Source organism: Variovorax sp. WS11 (genome assembly GCF_010499245.1).
Taxonomy (GTDB): Bacteria; Pseudomonadota; Gammaproteobacteria; order Burkholderiales; family Burkholderiaceae_C; genus Variovorax.
In genome coordinates this window covers 985,587-1,011,662 of sequence record NZ_JAAGOW010000004.1, presented here as the reverse complement: position 1 = coordinate 1,011,662, position 26,076 = coordinate 985,587, and the positions used below count along the sequence as shown (strand labels likewise).

At 63.8% G+C, this 26,076-nt stretch carries 17 protein-coding genes and 4 pseudogenes; 11 read left to right on the top strand and 10 right to left on the bottom strand.

The genetic code is table 11. The annotated features are described in order from the left end of the window. Nucleotides 1-246 precede the first annotated feature (246 nt). The 3 genes from GXN78_RS34230 to GXN78_RS34220 all read left to right on the top strand — a co-directional run bounded on the left by GXN78_RS34230 (nucleotide 247) and on the right by GXN78_RS34220 (nucleotide 1,904). Nucleotides 247-1,224 carry an RHS repeat-associated core domain-containing protein gene (locus GXN78_RS34230; RefSeq protein WP_164256144.1) on the top strand — a complete coding sequence of 326 codons (978 nt, stop codon included), beginning with the start codon at nucleotides 247-249 and terminating at the stop codon, nucleotides 1,222-1,224. 12 nt (nucleotides 1,225-1,236) lie between these two features. Further along, nucleotides 1,237-1,512, top strand: coding sequence for a hypothetical protein (locus GXN78_RS34225; protein WP_106561499.1), 276 nt, complete (start codon nucleotides 1,237-1,239; stop codon nucleotides 1,510-1,512). 158 nt (nucleotides 1,513-1,670) lie between these two features. Further along, nucleotides 1,671-1,904: a hypothetical protein gene (locus tag GXN78_RS34220; RefSeq protein ID WP_146163247.1), complete on the top strand. Its 234-nt coding sequence runs from the start codon at nucleotides 1,671-1,673 to the stop codon at nucleotides 1,902-1,904. A gap of 38 nt (nucleotides 1,905-1,942) precedes the next feature. On the opposite strand, the gene GXN78_RS34215 is transcribed toward GXN78_RS34220, so the two are convergent. After that, a complete protein-coding gene (locus tag GXN78_RS34215) occupies nucleotides 1,943-3,679 on the bottom strand; it encodes an IS1634 family transposase (RefSeq protein WP_164255907.1) in 1,737 nt (578 codons plus the stop codon). Between the two features lie 1,360 nt (nucleotides 3,680-5,039). Here GXN78_RS34215 and GXN78_RS34210 point away from each other — a divergent pair. Continuing rightward, nucleotides 5,040-6,113 (top strand): M4 family metallopeptidase, encoded by a 1,074-nt coding sequence (locus GXN78_RS34210; RefSeq protein WP_106561086.1) that lies wholly within the window; start codon nucleotides 5,040-5,042, stop codon nucleotides 6,111-6,113. Nucleotides 6,114-6,132: 19 nt separating this feature from the next. Beyond that, nucleotides 6,133-6,495, top strand: a complete 363-nt coding sequence (locus tag GXN78_RS34205) for a protealysin inhibitor emfourin (protein ID WP_106561087.1) — start codon at nucleotides 6,133-6,135, stop codon at nucleotides 6,493-6,495. A 151-nt stretch (nucleotides 6,496-6,646) separates the two neighbouring features. Here GXN78_RS34205 and GXN78_RS34200 read toward each other — a convergent pair whose 3' ends face one another. Both GXN78_RS34200 and GXN78_RS34195 read right to left on the bottom strand, forming a co-directional pair. Next, nucleotides 6,647-7,381 (bottom strand): hypothetical protein, encoded by a 735-nt coding sequence (locus tag GXN78_RS34200; RefSeq protein WP_146163216.1) that lies wholly within the window; start codon nucleotides 7,379-7,381, stop codon nucleotides 6,647-6,649. 97 nt (nucleotides 7,382-7,478) lie between these two features. Then, a complete protein-coding gene (locus tag GXN78_RS34195) occupies nucleotides 7,479-8,051 on the bottom strand; it encodes a type IV secretory system conjugative DNA transfer family protein (protein ID WP_164256140.1) in 573 nt (190 codons plus the stop codon). Between the two features lie 70 nt (nucleotides 8,052-8,121). Between GXN78_RS34195 and GXN78_RS34190 the strand changes: the two genes are divergently transcribed. Then, nucleotides 8,122-12,804, top strand: coding sequence for a GDSL-type esterase/lipase family protein (locus tag GXN78_RS34190; RefSeq protein WP_164256137.1), 4,683 nt, complete (start codon nucleotides 8,122-8,124; stop codon nucleotides 12,802-12,804). Here GXN78_RS34190 and GXN78_RS34185 read toward each other — a convergent pair. The 3 genes and pseudogenes from GXN78_RS34185 to GXN78_RS41680 form a co-directional block, all read right to left on the bottom strand. Further along, the gene (locus GXN78_RS34185) at nucleotides 12,747-15,728 is read right to left on the bottom strand and encodes an adenylate/guanylate cyclase domain-containing protein (RefSeq protein ID WP_106561090.1); all 2,982 of its coding nucleotides are present in this window, start codon (nucleotides 15,726-15,728) and stop codon (nucleotides 12,747-12,749) included. The genes GXN78_RS34190 and GXN78_RS34185 overlap by 58 nt on opposite strands. A gap of 101 nt (nucleotides 15,729-15,829) precedes the next feature. Continuing rightward, complete coding sequence (locus GXN78_RS42080) at nucleotides 15,830-15,961, bottom strand: hypothetical protein (protein ID WP_258187292.1); 132 nt, start codon at nucleotides 15,959-15,961, stop codon at nucleotides 15,830-15,832. After that, nucleotides 15,955-16,830: pseudogene (locus tag GXN78_RS41680) on the bottom strand (transposase); the annotation flags it as partial. The gene GXN78_RS42080 and the pseudogene GXN78_RS41680, both read right to left, overlap by 7 nt. Before the next feature lie 327 nt (nucleotides 16,831-17,157). Between GXN78_RS41680 and GXN78_RS34175 the strand changes: the two are divergent. Together GXN78_RS34175 and GXN78_RS34170 are read left to right on the top strand one after the other, a co-directional pair. Continuing rightward, on the top strand, nucleotides 17,158-17,286 hold the full coding sequence (locus GXN78_RS34175) for a flagellar biosynthetic protein FliQ (protein ID WP_106561092.1): 129 nt from the start codon (nucleotides 17,158-17,160) through the stop codon (nucleotides 17,284-17,286). Nucleotides 17,287-17,299: 13 nt separating this feature from the next. After that, nucleotides 17,300-17,893: a flagellar biosynthetic protein FliR gene (locus GXN78_RS34170; protein ID WP_239143004.1), complete on the top strand. Its 594-nt coding sequence runs from the start codon at nucleotides 17,300-17,302 to the stop codon at nucleotides 17,891-17,893. Nucleotides 17,894-18,633: 740 nt separating this feature from the next. On the opposite strand, the gene GXN78_RS34165 is transcribed toward GXN78_RS34170, so the two are convergent. Further along, complete coding sequence (locus tag GXN78_RS34165; protein WP_106561091.1) at nucleotides 18,634-19,911, bottom strand: pentapeptide repeat-containing protein; 1,278 nt, start codon at nucleotides 19,909-19,911, stop codon at nucleotides 18,634-18,636. A gap of 542 nt (nucleotides 19,912-20,453) precedes the next feature. Next, nucleotides 20,454-20,825: pseudogene (locus GXN78_RS34160) on the bottom strand (response regulator transcription factor); the annotation flags it as partial. 472 nt (nucleotides 20,826-21,297) lie between these two features. Here GXN78_RS34160 and GXN78_RS34155 point away from each other — a divergent pair. Further along, nucleotides 21,298-22,200: pseudogene (locus tag GXN78_RS34155) on the top strand (IS4 family transposase); the annotation flags it as partial. 31 nt (nucleotides 22,201-22,231) lie between these two features. Here GXN78_RS34155 and GXN78_RS34150 read toward each other — a convergent pair. Next, on the bottom strand, nucleotides 22,232-24,283 hold the full coding sequence (locus GXN78_RS34150) for a recombinase family protein (protein ID WP_106561492.1): 2,052 nt from the start codon (nucleotides 24,281-24,283) through the stop codon (nucleotides 22,232-22,234). Further along, on the bottom strand, nucleotides 24,264-24,437 hold the full coding sequence (locus tag GXN78_RS41675; protein ID WP_239142847.1) for a hypothetical protein: 174 nt from the start codon (nucleotides 24,435-24,437) through the stop codon (nucleotides 24,264-24,266). Before GXN78_RS41675 ends, GXN78_RS34150 begins: the two co-directional genes overlap by 20 nt. Before the next feature lie 309 nt (nucleotides 24,438-24,746). Between GXN78_RS41675 and GXN78_RS34140 the strand changes: the two are divergent. Beyond that, a pseudogene (locus GXN78_RS34140) lies at nucleotides 24,747-25,019 on the top strand (IS4 family transposase); the annotation flags it as partial. 336 nt (nucleotides 25,020-25,355) lie between these two features. Next, nucleotides 25,356-25,652 carry a hypothetical protein gene (locus GXN78_RS34135; protein ID WP_146163182.1) on the top strand — a complete coding sequence of 99 codons (297 nt, stop codon included), beginning with the start codon at nucleotides 25,356-25,358 and terminating at the stop codon, nucleotides 25,650-25,652. The last annotated feature ends 424 nt before the right edge of the window (nucleotides 25,653-26,076 follow it).

Sequence of the window (26,076 nt, the reverse complement as noted above, 5' to 3'; positions counted from 1 at the left end):
GGAACATTCCCCGCAACCAAGGTACAACTCACCTCCGCGCAACGCGATCTGCCCTCGTCGCACACATCCACCGCGTCAGCGGTTTAGTCCAACGTCAGCTATGGCTACAACGCAAATGGGGATCTGATCAGCGATGGGCTGCGCACGTACGCCTACAACGCCGAAGGGCGACTGAGCGATGTGACGACGGGTGCGACCGACGCCAGCCCGACCACGCGTTATGCGCATAACGCGCTGGGCCAGCGAGTGTTCAAGACCGAACCTCTTTATCCGCCAGCCCAAGGCGATGAGAACGACCCTGGCTTCTGGCAGAGCCTGGTGGCGTTCTTCACTCAACTGTGGAATCCGGCCGCCAATTCAGCCGAGCAGTTGGGCTTTTCTTATGTCTACGACGAAGAGGGAACGCTGTTCGCTGAGGTCGGAACAGGAGGGGCAAACAGCGGGGGCGTGACTCAGCACATCTGGCTTCCTACGGTTAATGGCCCGTTACCTGTCGCGACCGTCATCGACGGCATCCTGTACGCGGTGCAAGCCGACCACCTGAATACGCCGCGACGCATCACGGCGGCGGACGGGCAGGTGTTATGGCAGTGGCGGTATTCGTCTTTTGGGGACGAGCAGCCCACGACCGCAGCCAATCGGTTCACCAGCGCGACTACCACTCCATCTACGGGCACGACTGGCGCATCGATAGTTACCTACAACCTTCGGTATCCCGGACAGTATGCAGACAAGGAGAGTGGGCTCTTCTACAACTACTTTCGGAGCTACAGCCCGACGACCGGCCGATACAGCCAGCCCGATCCGATCGGGCTGGAGGGTGGATGGAACAGGTTCGGCTACGTTGAGGCGAACCCGCTAAGCTTCGTTGATCCCGAGGGCTTGCAGCGGACTTGGCCACGGCCCAACAATTCGGTGCCGCTGGGCACACCGGGCAGTGGGCAATCGGCTCCAAAGCCATTAGATCCGACCGATCCACTTGGCCCGTCTTACATGCCCGGACCGAGTGCTGCAATTCCTAGTTGGCTGCGCGGCTGGTTGACGCCGAGTTCAGCATTAGATCAATGTGAAGCCGATTGTGACGCAGACTACGATGTTGAACAGCAGAAATGCGAGGCTTGGTGGAAGACTACCGGACGAGACCCGGGCGCGTATCGTCTTTGCATTTCGAATGCGCGTCGCACTCACATTCAATGTATTCAGAATTGCAAAGATTGTTCATGACGGAGGCAGAGGATGAGTATCGACAATACAACTCGTGATTTGATCGCCGACTGTCTAGCCCGTATCCGTAACGGGGAGGATTGTGCTGCATTCGACCTTGCTTCAGTTTTCTTAGGTCATGCGCATGAGCAAGACATCGGCATCAACCTCGCAATCGTTGAGGCCCTTGCCACTTTGGCAAGCATGCACGGCTGCGACGAGGCCGGCGACTTTCTCAAGACTCAATGGGCTGACATGCAAACCATTCTTCGACGGCGCTTGGCGCGTGCTGGCTTCAGTGCGGGTTAATAGCGACCACGGGACACGCCTGGCAGAAACAGACGTTGCCGTTCCGAGGCATCCTGCGAACGCCTGCTTTCTTGAAACTAGACGACCGCTAAGGGCCGAGGCCGTGTGAAAACGGGTTGCTCGCCTCGATTGTGGCAACGCCACTGAAGGGCAGCCACATGAAGCGATTCATCGAAGGCGAGGAAGGTCATCAGGTCACTCTGCTGCCAGAGTGCCTTATCGACCATATCGGCGAGGACAACCCAGTGCAAGTTGTTAGTGAGAAGTTTCAGCTGAGCGGGATTGGCGTGGGGCAGCGCGCGGACGGGCGCGCGCAACGCCACGTCGTTCTCGGGGCTGAATTGATCGCTAGTCCGAAGTTCCCCGAAGCGGCGGACGAGATTCCCTTGTGACTCAAGCACTTGCTTGAGTTGGCGAGGAAGTTTTCTGTCTACGGTTTGATGTTTTGCACGAGCGCGAGCGCGCGCAGGTGCAGCGGCTGCGCGTTGGTGAGGAGCTCGAAGGTGGGCGCCTCGGGGCCAGCCTGTGGGGTTCGGCAGGTATTGCGCACGATGGTGGCGAGCTCGGCCATCAGGGTAGAGAAGCTGTGCACGGGCGTGCCGTCGTCCAGGGTGTGGCGCGCTGCCTTGGCCAGCGCCGCCTTGGAGCGCGTAGCCGGTGCCACGGGGTCACGCGTGGCCTTGGCGAGCTGCTCGGTGTCGGCGAACATCAGCGGCGCCCAAGCCTCGCGCATGTGCCACTCGACGTAGTAGGCCAGCATGCACAGGAAGATGTGCGCGCGCACCCGATCGGCGGTGCGATGGTGGATCGGACGCACCTTCAGGTCGATGGTCTTGAGCGAGCGGAACGCGCGCTCGACGTTGGCCAGCGACTTGTAGTTGCGCACGCAGTCGGCCGAGTCCATCTGCGCCGCGCTCACCGACGTGCGGATGATGTAGATGCCATCCAGCGCCGCCTCGGCGGCAATGGCGTCTGTCTTGCGCGCGAAGGTGAAGGCGTTCTCGCCGATGGCCAGCTCGAAGTGCTTGGCCATCTTGTACTGGTTGACCACCTTGCCCACGCGCAGCGCGATCTCGTCCTGGCCGGCGAGCTTGCCGCCATCCACCCGGGCCTTGATCTTCTGGAGGTTGGCCTCGGTGGCCGCGAGCAGTTCCTCACGCTTGTGCGTGCGCAGCTTGGCAAGCTCCGGATTGCGGCACGCCACCAGGCGCTCGCCGGGATAGTCCGGCGAGCTGAGCTCGAGCAGGTTGCGCTCGTCGAACAAGCCCAACTGCAGGTGGCCCTGCTCGACCAGCGCGCGAATCGAGACGCTCTTCAATGCACTGATCCATCCCACGCCTTCGGTCTCGCGCAGCTCCTGGATCGCCTTGCTGGAGATCATGCCGCGGTCGCCCACCATCACCAGTTGCTCGACGCCGAAGTCCTCGCGCAGCCGCTGGACCTCGGGCAGCAAAGTCAGGCTGTCGGCGACATTGCCCTCGTGCACCGACACGGCTAGCGGGCAGCCGCGCGCATCGGTGAGCAGGCCGTAGTTGACCTGCAGCATGCCCTTCTTACCGTCGCGGCTGTAGCCGAGCTTGGCCAGCGGGCAGCAGCTGCCCTCGAAGTAGCTGGAGGACAGGTCGTACAGCACCAGGGCGCCAGCGCTCAGATGGCGCGAGGCGAGCTTCTTCTGGATGCGATCCTGGCGCTCGAGCAGCCAGTCCATCGCCGCATACAGGTCGTCCTCGTCGGCCTGTGCGATGCCGAAGTCCTCGGCCAGTGTCGTGGTGTGCCACCAGCGGGTGGTGGCGAGCTTCGTGTGCGGGGCGACGATGCGCGCGACCACCATCGCCAGCACCAGGTCGCGTTCGCGGCACGGCTTGGAGGCCAGCAGCGAGGCCATCTCCAGGCTGGCCATCGCGGCGCTTGCCGCCTGCACATGGCCGTGGGGGCGCGAGCGCGTGATCTGGAACGCCGAGGCCACGGGCACGAAGGTCTCGCCCTGCAGCGAACGCCGGATGATCTCGATGAGTTCATCGGGCAGGTGCGACAGGTTGCCCAGAGTTTCGTTCTTGACTTTGCCGTCCTCGCGGTAGCTGCGCCGCAGCAGATGGGTGCGATAGACCTGGTCCTTGTAGGTGCGCGTCGTAGTGACGACGTGAGCGGTACCTGTGCGGGCTGCCATGGGCAGCAATCTAGCCCAAGCACCATCAGTTGTCAAGTATATTTAGTGACTACATGTAGCATCCAAAAAAATCCTCCCAGAAGGAGGATTCATCAGCAGCGACAAGCACTTGTCGCCGTTGGAGTGACTACAGAGGTGGGGAACTTCGGGCTAGTCAATGCGCGCGGCACGGGTTTGGACCGGCGCTTCGGCGCGAACGGGCCTCGCATGCGCAGGAGCGTCCCATCCTGGCGCAGCGCGCGGACGTCGAGCAGCAGGGGCGCTCAGATGAAGGTGCAGCACTCGTGGCACTTCTCGAAATCCCCGATGGCCTTCTACTGGAAGGTCGTCGCGGTCTACGCCGGGCACATTTCACAGCTGCTCAGGTAGCGCCGCTCCAGGGAAATGAACGACCGCTTCGGAGAAGAACGTACCGCCGGTTTGGGCCCAGAGCCGCCTCACAGCAGACGTCACCAACGCCCGAAAGCAGTCACTGGAAGTCGGTCTCGCCATCGCCCGTGTTCCGTTGGACGAGCTACTCAAGCTGTCATCGGTCAGGCCCAGCCGCTGTCCGGCTTGAACAACCGGTACCAGGCGACCCATGACGGCCTGGACCGTCTGGAGTCGATCGGTTTCGCGCATGGTCATCGTGATCGTCGCCGCAGATGTACGACACGCTCCCACGCAATTTTTTTTCGATGCCTTGTTATGTTAAGTGGCCCGCGCGGTCCTGAGGACCTGAAAGCGGGCAGGGCAGGGCGCGCACCCGTTGAGAAGACACTCCCGCCGGGGCCGGCGCGGTCGCCGGCCCGCAGGAGGTCCTCTATGCCCTTCCTCTCACCCCCGGCGGCGCGCGTGCCGCCGCTGTCGTTTCTACTGGCCGACCCGAGGGGAGGCCGCCTTCACGGATGATCACGCGCTCCGTCTTGGCATCGGGAGGGTGATGCTCGCTCAGGAAGTGGCCAACGGCGCTGTAGAACTCAGCGGCGAATTGCTGCATGCCGGAACCATATGGTCCCAGTGTGAAATGATCGTGCTCGCGGGAGTAGTGGCCATGGTCACCTCCGATCATTGTCATTTGCATCTCGCTAGCCAATACAGCAACAGAGCGGCGGAAATTCAAGAGGCGCGGACGGGATCACGCGCGCAACTCATGTGTCCGACCACCATCCTCATCCCTACTATTGGGGATGCGGGGCTTCACCCATCGGGCGTACCGTCAATGCCAAGCGCTGTAGGAGCAGCGGCGCTAACGGGATCGCGGTGGCAGAACGGGACACCGCATTCAATCGCTTCAAGCCTCGTACCGACCGGCCAACAGCGGCCGCTGGTCGTGATCTGCGTCCCTCGGCCGCTCAATCTGCAGCCAAAGAGCATTCGCATGTGCACCCAACACCATCGGCATTCGATTTTTTGCGTCATTCCCCCATACGTGCTCGACGAGATCGCGCAGAAGGGTACGCCGAAGCAGCGCGCAGCGGCCCTGCGTACCAAGTCCGTCGACAATACATTCCGCGCGTTACGAGTTGCGAGTCAGGCATCACGTTTTGCGCCGCAGCGCAGCGCAGTTCCCGGCGCGGTGGAGCTTGTACAGAAACAGCGTGCGATCTACAACGCTGCTGCCACGCAGAACTTGCCAGGGACCCTCGTGCGCGGTGAAGGTCAAGGCGCGACCGGGGATCCCGCAGTTGATGAAGCCTATGAGGGTCTCGGCGCCACTTTCGATTTTTTTGCTAAGGTCTTTGATCGCAATTCCATTGACGATTCGGGCTTGCCGCTCGATGCCACGGTTCATTTCGGCCAGGACTACAACAACGCCTTCTGGAACTCGGTGCAGATGGTGTTCGGCGACGGCGACGGCGAGATCTTCAATCGCTTTACGATCGCGCTCGACATCATCGGTCACGAGTTGTCGCACGGCGTCACGGAGGATGAGTCGCAGCTCCAGTATTTCAATCAGTCCGGTGCGCTCAACGAATCGATGTCCGATGTATTCGGCTCATTGATCAAGCAATTTGCGAAGAACGAGACCGCAGATAAAGCGGATTGGCTGATCGGCGATGGACTCCTCGCCGCTGGCATCAACGGCGTGGCACTACGCTCGATGAAGGACCCCGGATCGGCGTTCAACGATCCGCTGCTGGGACAGGATCCACAGCCCAAGCACATGAGCAAATTTGTCCATACCTTCGAAGACAACGGTGGCGTGCACATCAACTCGGGCATTCCGAACCACGCCTTCTATCAAGTGGCCACCCGCCTTGGCGGCTATGCGTGGGAGAAAGCCGGGCGGATATGGTATGACGCCTTGCGCGATCCCCGCGTGAAGCCGAACACGGGATTCCGGCGCTATGCTCGCATCACCTACGATGTCGCCGGCCGATTGTTCGGCGTTGGCGGACAGGAGCAAGCGGCTGTACAGCAAGGCTGGGCGGCTGTTGGAATCGAGCTTTGAAATTGGCCGGGAGTGCTAGGTGCAGATTGAGTTTTCCCAGATCGGCGGTGTTGCTTACCTCCCAGCCTTGCAGAAGCCGGTGGTAATCGATGTTGATGCCTTGAGCCCGGACGCAGGTGATGAACTGAAGAGGCTCATTGAGGCAGCGCGCTTCTTCGAGCTGCCGTCGACCGTAGGCGCGCCGAAGAAGGGCGCGGCCGACTATCAACATGACGTTGTGACTGTCGAGGACAACAGAAGGCGTCACACAGTCAAGATCCTGATCCCTAGCGAGGACGTCGCGCTGCGCGAGCTTGTCCAGGCGATCCGAAAGCATGCAAAGGCCACGCGCATGGCCCGCAATACCTCTTCCGGCCCAGCCGCTGGCAAGCCACGAAAGTAGCAGTTCTGAGGCATGCAAACTGCTCACCGGCGGCGATGAGTGAGGGTGGCCGATGCTTCACGCACATTGATTCCGGGCCGAGACGAGCGAACTCATTAGTGCGTTGGATCGCCACCGACGCCACGGGCGCACAGAAGGTCAGTTCGTCACATCAGCTCCCGCAGGAACTACCCAGTTCGGTCATACTGGATTTGCTTGGTTTGATCTTGTATTCCTCAACGAGTTTCTTCGCGATTCGATCTCGAAACATTCCGAGGTCCACGTTTGTGTCCGCGCCTGATTGAGAAACCTCAATGATCGTGCGCTTGCCGGGGCCGGGCACGTGCCATTCTTCGACCGTGAGTTTTTCCAACTTCAATCGCGTTACTGTGCTCTTGCAGTCTGCGCGCTTGGTCTTCAAAGCTTTGGGAATGACCGGTGGCGCATCCTTGGATTCGACCGTACAACTGCGCGAATAGGCGTGTACCACGTTGGTGAGGCCATAAAAAGACACATCGACCTCATCCTTCTTTTCGTCGGTCGCACCGACAGGACAGGTCCATTGTGCGAGGCTTGGGGTGGCCGGTAGAGGAACCTGCCCACGGTGCTTGTACGTCAGCTCGTACTTCTTCTTGTTCGTTTTTTGACGCTCCCGAACGATCGCCTTAAAGCCATTCGGAAGATTCGGCGGTGCGGAGACGGTGGAGTACCAAATGTTGAAGGTGTCCTTGTCGCCATCGGCCAGTTCTAGCTTTGCCCAAGTCTCCGCCGCCGACTTTGGGCCTCCGTCCGCCGGATCCCATCGGATCGCGTATTCAGCTGGATGGGGGTCGACAGCATGTGCCGCGAACGTCGTCGCCAGCAGGATGGAACTAAAGAATCGGCCGACGCGAAGATGGCAGGTCATCTGGTGTCCTCCCAGTGGGGTTAGCTATCGTATCGGCACAACTCTCACATTGCGTCCCCAGCGCGACGGATGCGAGAGGCGTGGACTGAGTGCCCGTTCAGCGTCTGCCGTTGCAATCGCTTGGAAGAAGGGTCGTCGCCGAGAACGGCTTGCTTGCAGCCCCATCGATCATCAGCTTGACCGCGATATCGTGCGACGGAAGGTGAAGCAGGTCTTCCGCTTCGAAGACGGGCGACAGCTCTCGGGACATGATCGGCGCATCCTCAGGCCCGAGACGGAAGACGATCAACGTCCCGACGTTCGCGAGCACCGCATGGCGCACGTCGGGAATGAGTTGGTGCAGGTGTTGATGAGCGAGCACGAGGCCCACTCGGTACTTGCGTAGTTCCGACACCATGCTCGCCACCGCGAGCGTTGTGAAGTTCTGGAACTCGTCAATGTAGATGAAGAAAGACCGACGCTTGTCTTCACGTATGTCCGCGCGGCTGAAGACGGCATCCCCGATCGTGGAGACGAGGAGGGCGCCAAGGAAGTTTGCGCTGTCATCGCCGAGTTCGCACTTTGCAAGGTTCACGATGAGCACCTTTCCCTCGTCCATCATGCGGCGCATGGAGAGATCGATCGGCGGCAAGGGCCCGCGCGCCGCGCCAGGGCTTGCGCGGTTGCTCATCAGATTGGAGGTGGTGCCCCGCACTTCTGCGTGGCAGCATGACTGCCCTCTCGAATACCTGGAGCACAGCATGCACAAGGATCTTGTGGTCAATACGCCCGCCCTGGCGGGCAGCAGTGAGCTCCTGGTGATCGCGCCGATCATCACCGGATTCGTGCCGGCATTGGACGCGGTGACCTACACCTCGCGTTCCAAGCTGTTGCTTCGCGCGCTGCATGCGGGTCGCAAGAACGCGCACGAATACAACCTGTTCCGCGCCGTCTCCGATGCGGTGGAGCGCGTGGGCGTCATCCACACCCTGCGCCTGGCAGTGCTCGACCCGAACGACGCCAGCCCAGCGGGCAGCATCCTGCTGTCCGTCAGTTTCGACGGCGCCTACGAAGCCTATGTGCGCACCATCTGGCAGAAGTCCGCACGGCTGCTCGACCTGATCTTCTGCAACACGGACAAGCACGTGACCGGCTGGGACCATTCGTATGACGACTGGAGCCGATGGCTGCTGTCACGCCAGGTCGACACGCCCTTCTACTACGGCACGCCCTCGCACACGCAGGGCGACAACACCGCGCTGCGCATGCAGGATCGCTTTCAGCGCCGCGAAGGCGATACCGACCTGATCGTGACGAAGACGGCCATCGCGGATGCCGAGCACATTGCGTGGGAACTGATCCGCAACGACCGCGATCCGCAATCGGGGCCATTCACGCGGGCCCCTTCCGAAGCCGTGGCCGCCGGCGAGCGCGAGGGCGTGCGGCAGGGCCTGCAAGGCCTGGCAGGGATATACCGGCTGACGGACCTGTATGCCCCAGGCACGCCCGATGGCGACGTGCTGCTGGACGCGGCCCGCGAACTGCTGCCGGAGTTCGTGCGCATGAGGATGTCCACCCGCTACAGCACCATCATCGACGACGTGGGCGGCGAGCGCCTGGCCAAGCAACTGCAATGGATGGCACGGCCCCGCCCGCTGCCGACGGTGCGCGTGGCGCCGCCGCTGCCCTCGGCCCCAGTTGCCCTGCCGGCGGGTGCGCAGGCCGGCATTATGCGCTCCGTCGACGGTGCGACGCGTGCCTGCGTCTGCCTGGTGGCCTTCGATGGGCCAGGCGCCGCGGCGGCCTTCCTGAACGAGTTCAAGCCGACGGCAGAAAGCGCCCTCTTGAAGGGCCAACCGTGCCTCAACGTGGGCCTGACCTTCGAGGGCCTGCGGGCTTGCGGCGTGCCCGAGCCGGTGCTCGACCAGCTGCCGATCGAGTTCCGCCAGGGAATGCAGCGCCGCGCCGGCCTGCTGGGCGATGTGCAAACCAATCACCCCAGGCGCTGGACGCTGCCGGTGCTCAACTGGCCTGCTGCCGCCAACAATCCGGCGGCGCCTGCGCCGACCGGCGCGCCCGGCGTGGCGCTCGAAGCGGTTCACGCCCTGGTGCACCTGCGCACGGTGGCGGAAACCGAAGCACAGCTCGGCCAGCAGTTGTTGACGCGCTTCGCCGCCGCGGGTGCCGGCGTGCGGCCCCTGTCGGTTCAGTGGCTGCGCCGCAATTTCAGCCCGGCCACAAATGAGGCGGCGGATCATTTCGGCTATTCCGACGGTCATTCCGACCCGGTGTTCGACCCCGACAACGCGTTCGACTTCCCAAACCAGGTGCATGTGGGCGAAGCGCTGGTGGGCCATGCCAATGCTGCCGACGCTGCGCCCCAGCTGAGCGCCGAACTCGCCCCCTTGCTGCAGGACGCGAGCTACCTGGTCGTGCGCAAGCTGCGACAGAATGTGGACGCGTTCAATGCCGCAGTGCAGGCCGTCCAGGCCAAGCAGATCCCGGGCCTGGACGCAGAACTCGTCAAGGCCAAGCTGATGGGCCGCAAGGTCGATGGCACGCCGCTGGTGGCCAGCGCTCTGGGCGGCAATCCCAAGAACGACTTCAACTATGACGGCGACCTGACTGGCTCGGCCTGCCCGTTTGCAGCGCACATCCGGCGAGCCAATCCGCGCGTGAGCGACGGTGCCCAGTCCACCGAGGTGCAGAGCCTGCCCGGAGCGCGGCCACCGCGGCTCTTCCGGCGCGGCATGTCCTACACGGACAGCTTGCCGGCTGGCGATGTCGAGAAGGGCCTGTTCTTCATGGCCTACAACTCGCGCATCGGCGAGCAATTCGAGGTCGTGCAGCGTTGGCTCGCGTCCGGCAACAGCTCGGGCGCGCCCTCGGGCGCGGCCGATCCGATCTGCGGCGTGGCCGAGGCGGGCCGCCAACGCTTCTTCCGATTCGAGCATGCAGACCAGGTCATTCACATGCCGCTGGACGGCAAGGACGAGCTGGGCGCCGAGCCGAAGACGCTGGTGCGCCTGTGCTGGGGCAGCTACTTCCTGGCCCCGTCGGTGGCCGGCGTCGGGCACCTGGCCACGCTGGCCACGGCAGCGGCCGGTGCCCCGGCCCCGGCCAAGCCGGTGCCGGTGCCGGTGGCCTGGAGCGTGGACGAAGGCGAGGCGATCATCAGCCGGATCCTGGCGATCGAACAGCAGGCCGAGTCGGAAGAGGCGCAGGAGCACCGGAAGGAGGCGAAGAAGCTCCGCGACGAGGCGCTGGAGCAGTGGAAGGCAGCGCTTGAAGATCCGGAAAGCCGCCGCGAATTCGAGACCGCATCGGTATGGGCCGCCATTCGCAGCAAGCACGGCGGCCTGCTGCGCACCGCTTATGGCGTGCTGGTGGCAGACGGCCAGTTGGTGCGGCAGGTGCTGACCGATGTCGAACGCCGCTACTCGGTCAAGGGCTACCAGGAGCGCCTGCAGGACACCATCGGCCCGATCTTCCTGGGCCTGGACGATGGCAAGGACTACAGCGACCAGGCCTCGGCTTGCAATGGCGCCATCCAGCAGCTCACTTTCGACGACGGCTACAAGAAGGCGCGCCGGCACACGCGCGACCTGCTGAATTTCTGGATCGCCGACGCCGACAAGCGCTCGCTCACCTATGGCGAGTTGCGCTGGGAGCTCAACATCGACATGCGGGAAGTGGCAGAGCGCGTGCTGGCGCGGCTGCTCGAAGAGTGGTTCGGCCTGTCGACCGCGGGCAACTTCCTCACGCCGGATGGCTTCAGCTGGGCCTTCGACCCGAACCAGCCCGCGCGCTACCCGGGCGCGTTCTACACGCCGTCGCGCTACACCTTCCAGCCGCAGCCCAAACCGCTGGTGGAGCAGATCGCGCGGGCGCATGGCCAGCACCTGCGCCAGCGCATGACGAGCTTTCTGCAAATCCAGGACGGCAACATCCAGGCGCCGGTGACGCGGGCGGTGCTCGACGACCCGGCGCTGAAGGGGGCCGATGGCACCAAGGACTACGACCTGGCCGCGCGCACCATTGCCGGCGCGATCATGGGCTTCGTGCCGACCACCGACAACAACCTTCGCCGCATCGTCGACGAGTGGCTGCGCGACCAGACCGTGTGGGACCTGCGCGCCCGCGTTGCCGCGAACAGCCTGGCCCAGCCGCAGGCCGGCGACGCAGCGCTGCGCGAACCCATCGTTCGCGCGATGATGCTGCGGCCCATGCCCGAGTTCATCTGGCGCACTGCGCTGCAGGACCATGTGCTGACCGACACCGCTGGCAAGGCGTTCGAGGTGCGTCAGGACAACCTCGTGGTGCTGGGCCTGATCTCGGCCACGCAGCAGGGCCTGGAGCGCGGCGAGCGCAGCGAGGTGCCGGTCTTTGGTGGCGACCGCACCGCCGCGCCGGCGCCACGACATGCCTGCCCCGGGTTCCGCTCTGCAATGGGCGTCCTCGCCGGCGTGCTGTCGGCCATCATCGATTCGCCGCACACGCTGCGCCCGGCCGCGGTCGGCGCGCTGTTGTCGTTCGAGGGCCCTGTGACCCCGCCTGACGGGCCTGCAGCCCCAGTGGCCGCTGGCAGCCCCCGGCTCAAGCACGTGGCCAGGTATGTGGGGGCGCCAACGGGGGGCGGCGCCGCGGCCGCGGCTGCGTTTCATCCCGCCGCCGCCAACAAGGGGGTGATGCTGGGCTGGGGCGATTCCTGGCTCAACCTGAACCATCCGTTCACCACCCTGGAATGGGACCTGGCCCGGTCGCTCGGCGCGCGGGGATGGAATACCAGCGAGTTCTCCGACTTCTCCGACGGCGGGCTCACCCTGCGCGAGATGGCTGAGGTGGCGCCACGCAAGGGCTTCTACCGGCTGGTGCGGCAACGCTCGCCCAAGGCAATCCTGATCGACGGCGGGGGCAACGACGTGCACGAAAGAGACAGCCCCCAGGGCCCATGGTTTCCCTCGGCGCTGTACCACTTGGCCAAGCCTGCGGGCTCCAACCCGGCACTGGACCCGGTGGCCGTGACGAACTTCGTGCACGGGCTGTTGCGCGGCCGCCTGCAGACCGTGCTGACGAATCTGGTCGACGTCACCGGCGGAGCGATCCCGATCTTCGTGCACGGCTACGACCACCCGATTCCGGACAAGCGCGCCTTCGTGATCGGCGGGCCCTGGCTGGATCCCGTCAACGGCTCACCCTATTCGGCCGCCCAGGGCAAGGAGTTCATGAGGCTGCTGATTGACGAGCTCAACAAGATGATCAAGGAGGTCGCCGAGACGTTCACCGCGCAGAAGGTGCACCACCTGGACCTGCGGGGAACGCTGGCCGCGCAGCCGGGTGATTACACGCAGTGGTGGCTGAACGAGCTGCACCCGACCAAGGCGGGCTACGACGCACTGGGCGCCGTGGCCGACGCCTTCATCACGGCGCTGGTTTCGCCGTAGCCGCGGGGCTGCGGCTCCTTGCCTTCGATCAGCGCGCGCGCCAGCTGCGCATGCCAGTCCATGTGCATGGCGCCGAAGGCTTCGAGCGCTGAGCTGGCATGGGCCAGCGCCTCACTGTCCCGGCCGTTCAGGCGCATCAGGCGAGCCCGGCACAGCGTGTTGAGCGCGGTCTCGCGGCGCGAGCCGCGCACCGAGGCCCAATGGTCCGCATAGGCCATCAGGCGCGCGGCGCGTCGCGCGTCGGCCTCGCCGGCGGCCGCCAGGGCGAGCGCGCGGCAGCCGTCGCCCATGCCGAAGCTGTCGAGTTGCCGCGCGCGTGCGAAAAGCGCTGCCGCCTGCCGCCGTGCGCCAGCCATGTCGCCGGTGCTCGCCAGGGCCTCGACCAGCCAGCCGTGGTAGATGGAGGTCATGAAGCGCCCCCGGCGCTGCTGCAGCCACTGCACGGCCGCCGCCAGCTTGCGCAGTCCGTCCTCGTCCGCGCTGGAGCGCCAGCGGCCATAGCCTTCGCAGGCGCGGCTGATGGCCAGCGGCAGCAGGGCCTCGGTGGCGTGCGCCCGCCTGGCGCTCTCGGCACTGACGGCGGCCAGCTCGGACCAGCGGCCCTGCCACACCAGGACCACCATCGCCCAGCTGCGAATTGAGTTGGCAATGGGGTGCGTGGAGTCACCTGCCAACGCCATCGCCTCGTCGAACTGCGCCTGGGCCTCGATGAAGTCGCCCAAGTCGCCGCAGATGCCGCCCTTGCTGGCCAGCGTGAAGGCCGAGCCGACGGCCACACTGTCGCCCTTGCGCACACCGCGCCGCTTGGCGGCCAGGGCGCTGTCCATCAGGGGCAATGCCGCCGGGTAGTCGCCTGCGGCTGCCAGAGTCTGGCCCAGCGTGGCTTCGATCTGCGCAGCCAGACGCGCGTCTCGCGCTTGCCGGGCGATCAGCAGCGCCTCGCGCAGATGGGCGGCGGCGCGACGCAACTGGCCTAGCCCGAAGCAGATATGGCCCAGCCAGTAGGCCGAGCGTGCCACAAGATCGGGATCGCCCAGGCTGCGCGCTCGCTCCAGGCAGCGCTCGAAGGTCGGCAGCACGTCGGGCAGGGCCAGCGGGTCGAAGATGCAGGTCAGGCCCAGCTCGTGTGCGAGCAGGCACCAGCGTCGCACCTGGGCGTCCTGGCGCAGCCCGTCGCGCTCCAGCGCGTCCAGCGCTGCTTGGTAGTGGCGACGCGCCACGTCCATGCCGAACGCTGCCATGGCCTGGCGTGCGGCGCTTTCTGCATGGTCGGCCGCTTCGCCCCACAGTTCCGCCGCCCTCGCGTGGTAGGCCAGCGCTTCGAGGGCGGCCGCGTCCGCTTCGAAGGCGGCCAGTGCCCGCGTGGCGCGCCGGTGCAATGCGCGCCGCTCGTACAGGGCCACGCTTTCGTACACCGCATCGCGCGTCAGCCCGTGCCTGAAGCGGACCGTTTCACCGCTGGACGCAATCAGGAAGTCGCCTTCGGCCAGGGCCGCCCAGTCAAGATCGCTTTCGCGCCATCCGCCCACGGTGGCCAGCAGGCGGCGCGGGAAGGAACTGCCCAGCACGGCGGCCGTGCGGATCATCTCCTGCTGCTCCAGCGGCAACAGCGACAGGCGCGAGGCCACCAGTTGCGTGAGCCAGCCGGGGTGGTCCGCATCGCGCACCAGGCCGCGGCGCGCCAGCCGGGATTGCGCCAGCTCCTCGACGTACAGCGGCACGCCGCCCGCCTGGCGATAGATGGCCGCCGCCGTGTAGGGGTCGGCCGCCGGCAGCCAGCGCTCGACGATTTGGCTGGAAGCGGGCTCGTCCAGCGGTGGCAGCACAAAGGGCGCGGCGCCATCCTCGGTGTCGGGGGCGTCGTGCCATGGCCGCATCGCCACCACCGCGCACAGGCCCGTCACCTCGGCCAGCAGTCGCGCCAGCAGCTGGCGCGAGGCGTCGTCGGCCCATTGCCAGTCGTCGATGAGCAGGAGAAGCGGCGATTCGGTCGCTGCCGCGCGCAGCCATTCATGCAGGTCTTCGCCGGGAGATACCGACATGACCCAGCCTTCGATCATCTCGGCAAAGGGGCGCAGCGCGCGCGAGCGTGACTCGTCGGCGCAGCTGCCGCGCAGCGTCCGCCAGCCGGCTAGCTGCGGCAGGGCGCCCAGCTCTTCTAGCAAGCGGCTCTTGCCGATGCCCGGTGGACCGACCAGGTCGATGCGGCGGCGGGCACTCGCGCCTTGCGACGCCTGGATGGTCACGGCCAGCGCCGCCAGCACGTCGGCCCGCCCGGCCAGCGGCGTCAAGCCCTGACGCACGGCGGCGGCCGCGTCGACGCTTCGCGCCGAAGGGGCCCGCGAAACGATCGGTGCCGCCCGAACGGGTGCGGTACGGCCCGGCAGCTTCAGGTCGACCTGCGCGCCGATTTCAAAGTGCCGGACGTAGGTGCCCAGCGAATCGAGATCGGCCAGGACGGACCCGGCCGGGGCGAACTGGGCCAGCCTGGCGGCCGTGTTGGCGGCGTCGCCGACGACGTCGTAGCGGCCACGCTCGATATCGCCGTCGGCCAGTAGCACCACGCCGCCGTGCAGGCCCGAATGGATCTGCAGAGGGCGCAGGTCCTCGGGCAGCGACATCGGGTATTCGCGGTCCATGTCTTCCTGCGCCTCGAGGGCGGCCGACGCGGCCCGAAAGCAATCGTCCTCTGCAGGCGCAGGCAGGCCGAAGATGGCCAGCACGCCATCGCCCTGCGTGCGCACGACGCGTCCCTTGCGCCGCTCGACCGCTTCATGGCAAACCCGGCGCAAAGTGCCCAGGACCTCGGCGAACTGCTCTGCCTCCAGGCGCTCCGCCAGCCGGCTGGACGCGCACAGATCCATGAACAACAGCGTGAGGTGCCAGCGCTGGCCGGCAGCTTCTAGGGGGGTGTTTTCGATCATCGCGCGGTGGCGGGAGTGGCCCAGGGACCGACGGCGACGATTCTTCAGTTCTGCCGGCCCAGCGTCAAGGCGTGGCGGGTGGTCCGGCTCACGGCTGCGCGTCACCGCTTGGGGTCAGGACGCGCCAGGAACTGAAGAAAGCGTACCGAGGAAGCCGCCGGATGAGCCTGCTCGTAGATCTCGTTGGCGGCCTTCAAGGCATCAGTCGAGCGCCCCGATGCGGGCTTCAGCACCAGCCTGTCTTCGGACTCTTCGGCAATGACCACAGCTGCGAGCTGGACAGAAGCTCTTGACGGCGTCGCGCTGGCCCGCGTTGTCGGCTTCCACCCCGCACTTCCGGAAGCGGGACGAGCATCGCGCGGTCACTCCGAAACACCGGACGCAAGGCGCCGGCCTTGCGCAGTGCGGGCAGGTCGGCAGGGCTGATGGACGCCTTCGTCGCAACACCACATTCCCTGCCGTCATCTGCCCCGCGCCGGAGCTGTTCGTCACCCGCCGAGAAGGGCAGCAGGCGCAGCGGACCGATCGACGGCGACGTGTCGTCGTCAACCTCGAGATCGATCTTTGGAGCCAGGAGGGCTTCGTAGTCGTCAGCCGATTCGGCCAGCGGCAACTTTCTGAGCAGCGCGACGAGGTAGCGGTAGGGCTCGATGCCGTTGGCCCTGGCCGTTTCGATCAACGAATAAAGATTGGCGCTCGCGTTGGCGCCGCCCACGGTGTCGGCAAACAACGATGACCCTCTTCCGACCGCGAAGGGCGGATCGCGTTCTCCACCGGGTTGGAGCCCAGCGGCCATGCACCGTTGTCCACGAAGCGGACCAGCTTGGGCCATTGCCCGTGCAGGTAGTGCAGCGCCTCGCCCAGCAAGCTCGTTGGCGCGACAGCGTACAGATTCGAGCAGTAGTCGTTCGATCTCGCGCAGCACCGCGGCGCTGTAGCGAGCACGCAGCCGCTGCCGGCGTTGTGCTGCCCATTGCCTGGCCAGCGCCTCGGCGCGGCACAACTTGGCGATGAGCCTGATGAACCGGGTGGCGAGTTGATCGGGTGAGCGAGCCGCCTTCGGGATCGCTTCTTCGGCCCTGATCAGAGGCCGGCGCGCATGCACCTAATTTGGTGCACCAGATTAGGTGCAATATCTTGTGGGACGTTTTATCTTGCCATTGCCTCGACGTCGTCCCGTTCGACGCGGAATTCGAGCTGTCGCGTCATCACATTAATTCACTTACTCAGAGCGATTGCAGGAACGCGATCAGATCGGGCTTCGGGCGCCAGGGCTTGGCCCGCCGCCGTTGCTCCCTGGACAACTCGGATTCGAGCACCTTGACCGGTAGCCTCACGCACTTTTGAAGCGCTGTCTATCGCCGTCTTCGGATTTACGGCGCCACCTATCGTGATCAGCGTGGTCCAGGTTGTCACGCAGGTGCAAGAGATGTCTCTCACCTTCGTGCCGAAGCTCTTCGCAGCCGGCGTGGTCATGATCGTGGCCGGGCCGTGGATGCTGCGCAAGCTCACGCAATTCACCGTCCACCTCTGGAGCGGCATCCCTGCGATGTTCTGAGCCAGAGCGCACGGTGACCTCCCCCTCCTTGCCTTCGGCGTCCGCGCTGCTCGCGGTCGCTGCGCCTGATCTCGCTGCGGCGCAGATCGCAGCCATCGCATTGCTGACGCTGCGCATTGCCGCGACCTTCGCCATGACGCCGGTGCTGTACGCGGTACCGCTGCCGACCTCGGTCAGGATGCTGCTGGCGCTGAGCCTGTCGCTGGCCCTCGCTGCGGGTTTGTCCGCGCCCGCGCAGCCATGGACGGGATGGCACGCCTTCCTTTCCGCAGCCAAGACGGAGCTTGCGCTGGGTGCAACGCTGGGCCTCGGGATCCTGCTGGCCTTCGGTGCTTTTGCCATTGCCGGCCAGTTGCTCGACGTGCAACTGGGCTTCGGCATGGCGCAGGTGGTGGATCCCGTGACCCGGCGTCCCGTTCCGATCCTGACTTCCGCCTTCGAATACTTCGCGGTGCTGATGTCTTCCTGGTCAATGGGCATCACGCGCTCTCGCGTGAGCGTGCTGCCGGCCGTTGCGACCGTGCCCGTCAGCTGGATGCGCTGCCCGAAGGCGCCGACCGTCCAGTTGTCACCGTTGTCGTCGTTCAGCAGGCCCTGGCTGTTGTAGGTGCGCACGGCGCTAATGTCCAGCCCGCGGCCCTCCAGTCGGTCGTCGAGGTCCTGCAGGACCAGGTTGCCGTTGGCGATGTTGACGAAGGCTTGTTCGCCGCTGCGGCCCTGGCCGGAAGAACCCAGGGTGCCACGCTGCCCGAGCGTGGCCAAAGACGTCAAACTCAAGCCCAGGCTGTTGCCGCTGACGATCGCTACCATTTTTCTGTCCGTTTCTTCGGTTGAAACGAACCGGCATTCCCCAGCCTGCCTTGCGCCCGAGCCACCAGGTCGGACTTTCAAAGTCCAGGGACATCCCTGGCGGCTGCCCTCCACGCTGATCGTGGGTTGGCGCACGGTTCTGGCAGTACATCCAGCCGCGCGCAAATCTGTTTAGCGACCGATTCGGATGAGTGCGCAGTCAGCGGCTCCAGCGTTGTCGTGAAGCCAGGCGCTGGGCCTGGACATCGACAAGGGGGAAGTCGTACCGTTCGTGCGAATCGGTGCGCTTTGCCCCAGAAAATCTTTTCCCAAGATCACTTACCCTGTCAACGCTTCATCCAAGGCCTCACGGCCGCGGACGCATGACTCGGGGCCGCCGTGGCTTTCGGCCTTCGACGCATGACTCACAACATCCTGCCGGTGTTGACCGGCGCACCAGAAATTCGGACACCCCCGGGCGCAGGGTGAATCTACAGCGCCTTGTGCCCACGGAACGTGCCCTCGCCCTCCTGTCGTCGGCCTGACGACTACCGCTCGCTACTCGAACGGCCGTCCGAAGTACGTGAGAGCCCAAATCGCAAGCAGATAGACGCTCAGCAAGGACTGAACCCCTGCGGTCGTGCGTACCCAACCGGTCGCGCGCAGCGTGTACTCCCGTGGTTGCACGCGAGAAATCCATGTTCCAACGTTCAGGTCCTTCCAGCCAAAATGAAAGGCCGACTGCAAGCTGAAGTACAAGGCCATTACCCACGACCAAAGCCAGGAAAGAGCCGGATTTCGGTGTTCAGCATTTGCATCTGTGCCTGGAAAAGGGGCGCGTAGAGCAATCGGCGTGGGCTTGTCAGTTCCCTCTTCGCGCTTAACTCGGTCCGTTGCCCAGACGGCCCAGATCGCGCTGCAGGGAGAGCCAACTCCACCCGTAGTAAGGGGCGTACGCGCGATGGCGAAAAGATAGGCAAAGGAGGCCCCAAACCAGATCAATACGATCCCCCACAAGGCGTGAGACGGGGAGTTGCCATACTCTGTTGTCAAATCAAACAAAACGTAGTGCCACCGACACTCGAAGCCACTCATTTCTCTATCCTCCGCCCGCTTCAGGGCGGCCGTGATCCCTCTTTCGCCATCGCTCAGCCCGCTCTCCTTCAGAGTCTTCCGGATCCGAACAAACGCCGCAAAAGTGGAAGGCGAATCACGGCGCGAAATAATGATGTCCGGTAGGCCTTTCGCGAATGCTATCCCCTCTGCGTCCGGTGCTCCAAATTCCTTTTCGATCAGAAAGCGTGCGCCATGCAGGAATGCATCGGAGAACTGCGCGCCCTTGAGGTTTGCACCTGTCAAGTTTGCGCCAGTCAGATCTGCGCCATAAAGGATCGTCTCGGTCATGTCAGCCCCCGCGAATCCTGCGCTACGTAAGTCGGCTTGTTCCAACGCGGTGCCCTTCAGATTCGCCCTTTCAAGACGCGCCTTGCGGAAACTGCTGCCACGTGCGAACCTTAGCCCCTTCAGATTCAGATCGTTGAGGTTCGCATCGCATAGTATCGCGGCGGGCGCCGACCGATACCCACTGCCAGAGTTGAAGAACATCGATTCAACATTCTTCGGCTCCAAGTCTCGCTGGATCACTGAAAGTTCTTCTGACGTTGGCCGACCGCCCTCCCTGTACTTCCCGGTGCACTCCGGGAGAGTCGGGCTGAGAAATGGCCCTGCGTATCTCAATGGATCGCATTTTTTCGAAAGTGCGTTGAAGCCCGCGTACAGAAGAGATGCTCCGACAAGCGTAAGCGCGAAAATCTGCAATGCAGTTTTGCCGTTCATCTCAGCCTCTGTAAATGAAGTTTGCGCAACCTTACTACTGCTACATCAGCTATGACGGAGTATCTTGAACAGGCGGAGGCAGGGTATGCCACATACCAGCGCACGCGGATCAGCATCGCTTCCGGCTTGATGACCTAGCGCAGCACCGCGATCAGCGCTTTTGGCTGGTCATTTCTCGCTACCGCTTTCCGCGCTCGCCTAGTGGGACCGACCCCTTCAACGCGATCCTCAAGTCAGGCATAGTACTTTGGATAGTGGAGACAAAGGTCCTCCGCAGCCATAGTCCGCCCTGGGCATTCGTCCGGAAGCGACATTGATCCCTCCTGCTTGGAGGCTGGAGGCTGACCTTCCAGAATTACCGTGCCCCTCGGGATTCGCTGCATCCGGGCGGCCCTAGGCGGAGCCCGCGCGCCAGGCTGAACGCAGGGGCCTCTACCGCGGACAAGCATTGGTCGACAACCAGATCTGGCCGATCGCCGTAGGTCCTCGGCAGCAAGACTTGCGGCGATGCGATGCCAAACGTCGCCGCGAAGCGCAGGTCAGTAGCGACGGCCCACGGAGATGGCGCGGATCGCGTTCACGATCTCGATCAGATCGCATGCCTTGTTGAGGTAGCCGCTCACGCCCTGCCGGATCAGGTTCATTGCGTAATGCTCCTCGGGGTAGCTGCTGAAAATGAGAATGCCGACATCCGGTGCCTTGGCGCGGATCATCGCCAGTGCGTCGATGCCGCTTTGCCCGGGCATCGAGAGATCCATTACCAGGACATCGAGCTCGACCGAGCGCACCAGTTCGATCGCCTGGCGCCCGCTGGCCGCCTCCCAAGCCACGCGTATGTCGACGTGTTGCAAGAGAAAATGGCGCAACCCAGAACGGACAATCGCATGGTCGTCAACGACCCCAACTTTGATCATCGCATTTCCTGCATCTTGGGGAACGGCCGGACATCATTCAGCCGGGGACCCTGTCCTGAGGATACCGTAGTGCACTCCGCGCGAGTCATTCACTACAACGGGTAATCGACTAGCGGGGAACCTTGCGGCAGCCGCGAACTTCCCAGATGCCTTCATCGGGCTCTTGCCAGATGGCGCTCCGCATGACTTTGCCGAACGCATCCAGCTGCCGTTAGGCGTGCGCGGCATTGGTCGCGCGCGGCAACCAGTGCGAGCAGGTATGGTTAGCCGCCGCGATAGAGGTCAGCGGCAGTACGCTCGCCGCCCAGCTGATTCTTTCGCGCGGCTCACTGCTGTCCGGTTAAATGACCCGCGCCGAACCTGAGATCAAGCACTGGCGCGGGCCGCAGGCCGATTTTGTTTGGTGCCGACTTGAACGTCGATCGCGAGGAACCGCGTACTTTCCGGGGTCTGACAGCCCTGGGGAGCACGCGTGTACGTCGGCAAGACCTTGTTCGCTCAACTCATGGAGTTCGTTCCATGGACCAGCTTCGCCCGAATCGTGAATCGCTATGGTGGCAACTCGGGCGTTCGCACACTGACCTGTGCCGAGCAGTTCCGCGCCATGGCATTCGCCCAGTTGACGTGGCGAGAGAGCCTGCGCGATATCGAGGTCAGCCTGTCCGCCAATGCCAGCAAGCTCTATGCGATGGGTTTTCGCGCGGCGGTCAAGCGATCGACCCTGGCCGATGCGAACGAGTCGCGCGATTGGCGCATCTGGTCCGACCTGGCGGCGGTGCTGATCCGTCGCGCGCGCAAGCTCTACGTGGGCGATGCGGTGCTCGGCGTGGAATTGGACAACACGGTCTACGCCCTGGACTCCAGCACCATCGACCTGTGCTTGAGCCTGTTCTCCTGGGCGCCGTTTCGCTCCACCAAAGCGGCGATCAAGCTGCACACCCTGCTGGACCTGCGCGGGGCCATCCCCGCGTTCATCCACATCAGCGACGGCAAGTTGCACGACGTGAACGTGCTGGACATGCTGGTCATCGAGGCCGGCGCGTTCTATGTGATGGATCGCGGCTACGTCGACTTCGCGAGGCTGCATGCACTGCAGCAGGCCGGCGCCTACTTCGTCACGCGCGCCAAATCGCCGATGGACGCTCGGCGCGTCTACTCGGCTACCACCGATCGCAGCACCGGCATCATCAGCGATCAGCAAGTGATGCTCAATGGGCACTACTCGGCGAAGAAGTATCCGCAGCACCTGCGACGCATCCGGTTCAAGGACCCGGAGTCGGGCAAGACTCTCGTCTTCCTGACCAATCACATGGCTTTGCCGGCGCTGACGATCGCTGCGCTCTACAAGAGCCGCTGGCAGGTCGAGTTGTTCTTCGACTGCCTTTCATACTGCACTCCTTCGTATGTCATTGAATATCAAGGGCCAGCTGGCCCGCGACGTGAGTTGACGGGCCTGGCTCGGCACGGGCGGCGAGAAATTCATCGAGATCGGCCTGGCGAATGGTCCACGGCGCGTTGCGGCAGGCTTGCTTGGCCGCAAGGTCCTTCTGGCGGATCAGTCGCAGCACGGTGGTCGGCGTGACGTGCAAAGCGGCGGCGACCTCATCAACGGTCAGCTCACCACGTTCCTGACGTTCGCCCTGGCGGTACGGCGCGATGCCGTGGCCATTGCGGATCGAACAGATGCGCGTAGCGGTCCAGGTATGCCCGTGCGCCGTGCGGTGGCCCAGTCGATTGATGGTGGCGGCTATGCGCTCGTCGGGCTGCAGGCGAGCCAGCGAAGCGATCAGCTCGATCGTCTCGGCGCTCGTCACGTAGCGATGCGCACCCGTGGGCGTCTTCTTCAACCACAGCTCGGTGTGATCACCGCCTTGCCAGTGCACGATGAAGCGCACCGAGTCACCCTCGGAGGTCACGACGATCTCCTTGATCACGGTGCGCACGATGCGCTTCCTGACATCGGGCGTGGTGTCCGGGTGGTCCCATAGCCGCGGCACATCCTCGGCCAACGACATGAGGGCTTGCTTGGTTTCGTCGCTGAGCGCATCAGGGCGCTGTTGCATCAACTCCGCGACCTCTGCCTCGAGCCGCGATTGCACGCTCAAAGCGTCGTTCCAGCGCCGCTCCAATGACCCAGCGACAAGACGGTTGGCGGGGTCCACGGCATCGTACTGGCGCTGCGCACGGTCGACCTCGTAGCGGGCCCGCTGCAGCGCCAGACGCTTCTGGGCCAGCCGTTCGTCCTCGACGCTTTGCAGCTGATCGATGGCCTGCAGCGCCGCTTGCAGTCCCAGCGGCTGCAGGCAGCGCAGCACTTGCTCGCCCACCAGTCGATCCGCGCCGAGGCCGCCGAACATGACACAGCAGGCATGGTCGCGGCTGAGGATACGCGTGGTGCATTGATAGCGGATGCTGGTCGGGCCTGGATAGGCTACGCACAGCTTGGCCCCGCAATGTCCGCAGCGCAGCAGTCCCGACAACAACGCGCTGCCGCTCCTGATCGAACCGCGCACCGCGCTGCCGCGTCCATTGGTGTTGTGAGCCATCAACTCCTGGTTGCCACGATACGCGTCCCAGTCGATGTAGCCCTCGTGATGATCGAGGATCAGCACCGACCAGTCCTCGGGCTTGCGATGGGAGGTTCGCACGGCACGCTTGCGTCCATCCTCGATGCGCACGCTGGTCTTGCTGCGACCGTATGCGTAAGCACCTGCGTAGATCGGGTTCTGCAGCAGGCTCAGCACGCTGTGGTAGCGTGGGACCTTCCACACGATTCGTTCGGCGCCGCCGGCGCTCGTCACAGCCGGCATCTCGATGCCTTGCTTACCCAGCCAGAAATACACGCGCCGGGCGCTGCCGAGTTCGGCGAATTTGCGAAACACCAGATAGATGGCCGCGCGCACGCGCTCGTCGGGATCCTTCTCGAGGCGGTCATCGAAGGTGCGCACGTAGCCGATGGGTACGCCCATAAAAAGCTCCCCGCGTTTGGCCTTTTGCTTCATTGCTTCGTGCGCTCGCTGCCGAAAGCTGGCCAGCTCCATCTCGCTGATCGTGCCCTTCATGCCCAGCAGCAGCCGGTCGTTCATCTGCGCGGGATCATAGATGCCATCCGCATCGATGAGCAACGTCCCCACGACGCTGCAGAACTCCAGCAACGTGTGCCAGTCGCGCCCGTTGCGCGCCAGGCGCGACGCTTCGATGCTCAGCACCGCGCCGACCTCGCCGTCGCACAGCAACCCCAGCAAACGCTCGAAGCCCGGACGCAGCGTGCCTGAACCGGAGCGGCCAAGATCGTCGTCGATGACCTCCACGCGCTCCCATCCCAGTTGCCGAGCACGATCGACCAGCGCGTACTGCCGACGCTGGCTCTCGAGGTTGTTGTGAACTTGGTCCGGCGTCGATTGGCGAACATACACGCACGCCCGCCGCGACAGATGCTCAGCGGTGATCTTGTTCATCGCGTTCTCCCTTGTTGATCGCCACGGCGACGACTCGCATCCACTGCACCATCTGCTGCAACAGATGGATCTGAACGTCCTGCGGCAGTTGTGGCAGAGGTTGCTCTTCGGCGTCGTCGAACAGCACTGTCTGGGCCATCGGGCGTGGCGGCATCGCGCTCTCCTGTAGGGTTTGTGCAAACCCGTGAGGATAGGAACGTCGATACCCAGCGGCGCAGCTCCAGCAGCGTTGCAAGCGGCAAGCGCGATTGCTCGACGATTTGCACGTCGCCCGCCGAAAGCTCGGTCATCCACGCGGGGACGGACACCGTCGTGCCATCGTGCCGCCGGATGACGTAGCAGGGCTCGCCGCAGACGTCGTGCACCCTGACCACCGCGAGGCTCCCACCCACAAGAGGGTGGAAGCGGTAGCGCACTACGATGTCATGCGAGAGATGTTGACGGGCAGAATGTCGCCCCCTTGTTCAAGTGGATCAAGCAGCACCTGCGCATCAAACACTTCATGGGCACCAGCGAGAACGCGGTAAAGACGCAGGTCTGGTGCGCCGTCGCCACTTACGTGCTCATCGCCATTGTCAGGAAGGAGCTTCAACTCGATGCCTCTCTCTACACTTGTCTACAGATCTTGTCGGTCTCGGTATTCGAGAAAACCCAGCTCTCATGCGCCTTACAGACCGATCTGTCCCATTCGGAACCGCCTGACCTCGCTAACCAGTTGAATCTGTTCAACTTTTAACCGGACAGCAGTGCGCGCGGCTACCGATTGATACACCCTTTTGCCTAAACACTCTTTTTCTTAACCGCGTCCCTTCACTCTGTCATAAAGTTCCGCTGCAACTCGGATGAGGGGGGACACGAAATTGCCTATGAAACTGCTCGCAGCGCTCTGCGACACTAAACTGCCTTTCCAAATTGTGGAGGCGGACGATATCGAGAAGTTGGCTGTCTTTTAAAGTCAACAGGTTTTGTGGATGCAGATATTCCTCCGATGCTTGTGGAGGGGGAAGGTTGGCGGTACGCCGCGCCGGCAGTGGTCGGAAAGGTGACCGAGAGGGGCTATGCAGCCTGCAAAATGCTTGAGCAGAGAGCTCTGACGCCGGCGGAAGCCATGCAACCAGAAACAGAGGTGAAGCACATCGAGCGGGACAATTGGCAAGTTTCCGTTCGCATTGCTCGGCTGGCTAACGACGGCTTGCTGTGGGGCTCGGGTGACATTGCTTACGAGGGCGGCTGCAAATGCCGACTTGCCTTGGCTCATGGCTTCAAAACTCGGGAGGAACTCATAGCTGCGTTCGAGGCCAAGGCCGGAAAGTGGATTGAAGGCTGCCTGGGGCGTTCACAGTCCGCGATGAGTTCTGTAAGCAATTGACCCGCCCTTTGGGTTTTGTTTAATTGTGAAAAGGGCTTCGCAACAGGCGGCAAACCATTTACCTTTACTGTTGAACCAGATTTACTTTCCTCTACGAACTCCGACCGCGGGCAATGCCGATACCGCTTCGCCCCTCAAAGCCGAGTCCGGATTCGCGATACGGCGCAGGCTGCTCAAGATAGCTGTGTAGCCCTAATACTGTTCGTTTATGGCATAAGCTCCTGAATCGACGCGGTATATGGGAATCGGCTGGCTTGGGCCGGGGTCCAGGCGGGCCGATGATCTCGGGGGTGCAATCGATGGGCACGCGCGTCGGCGCGTGGTGGTCGAATGATGCGTAAGGCGAGTGGCGCCGCTTGACCATCCGCGGCGAGCGCTTGTTCAGCGTGCGCGTGGCGCGGATCCGGGTGCAGGCTTCGAGCAG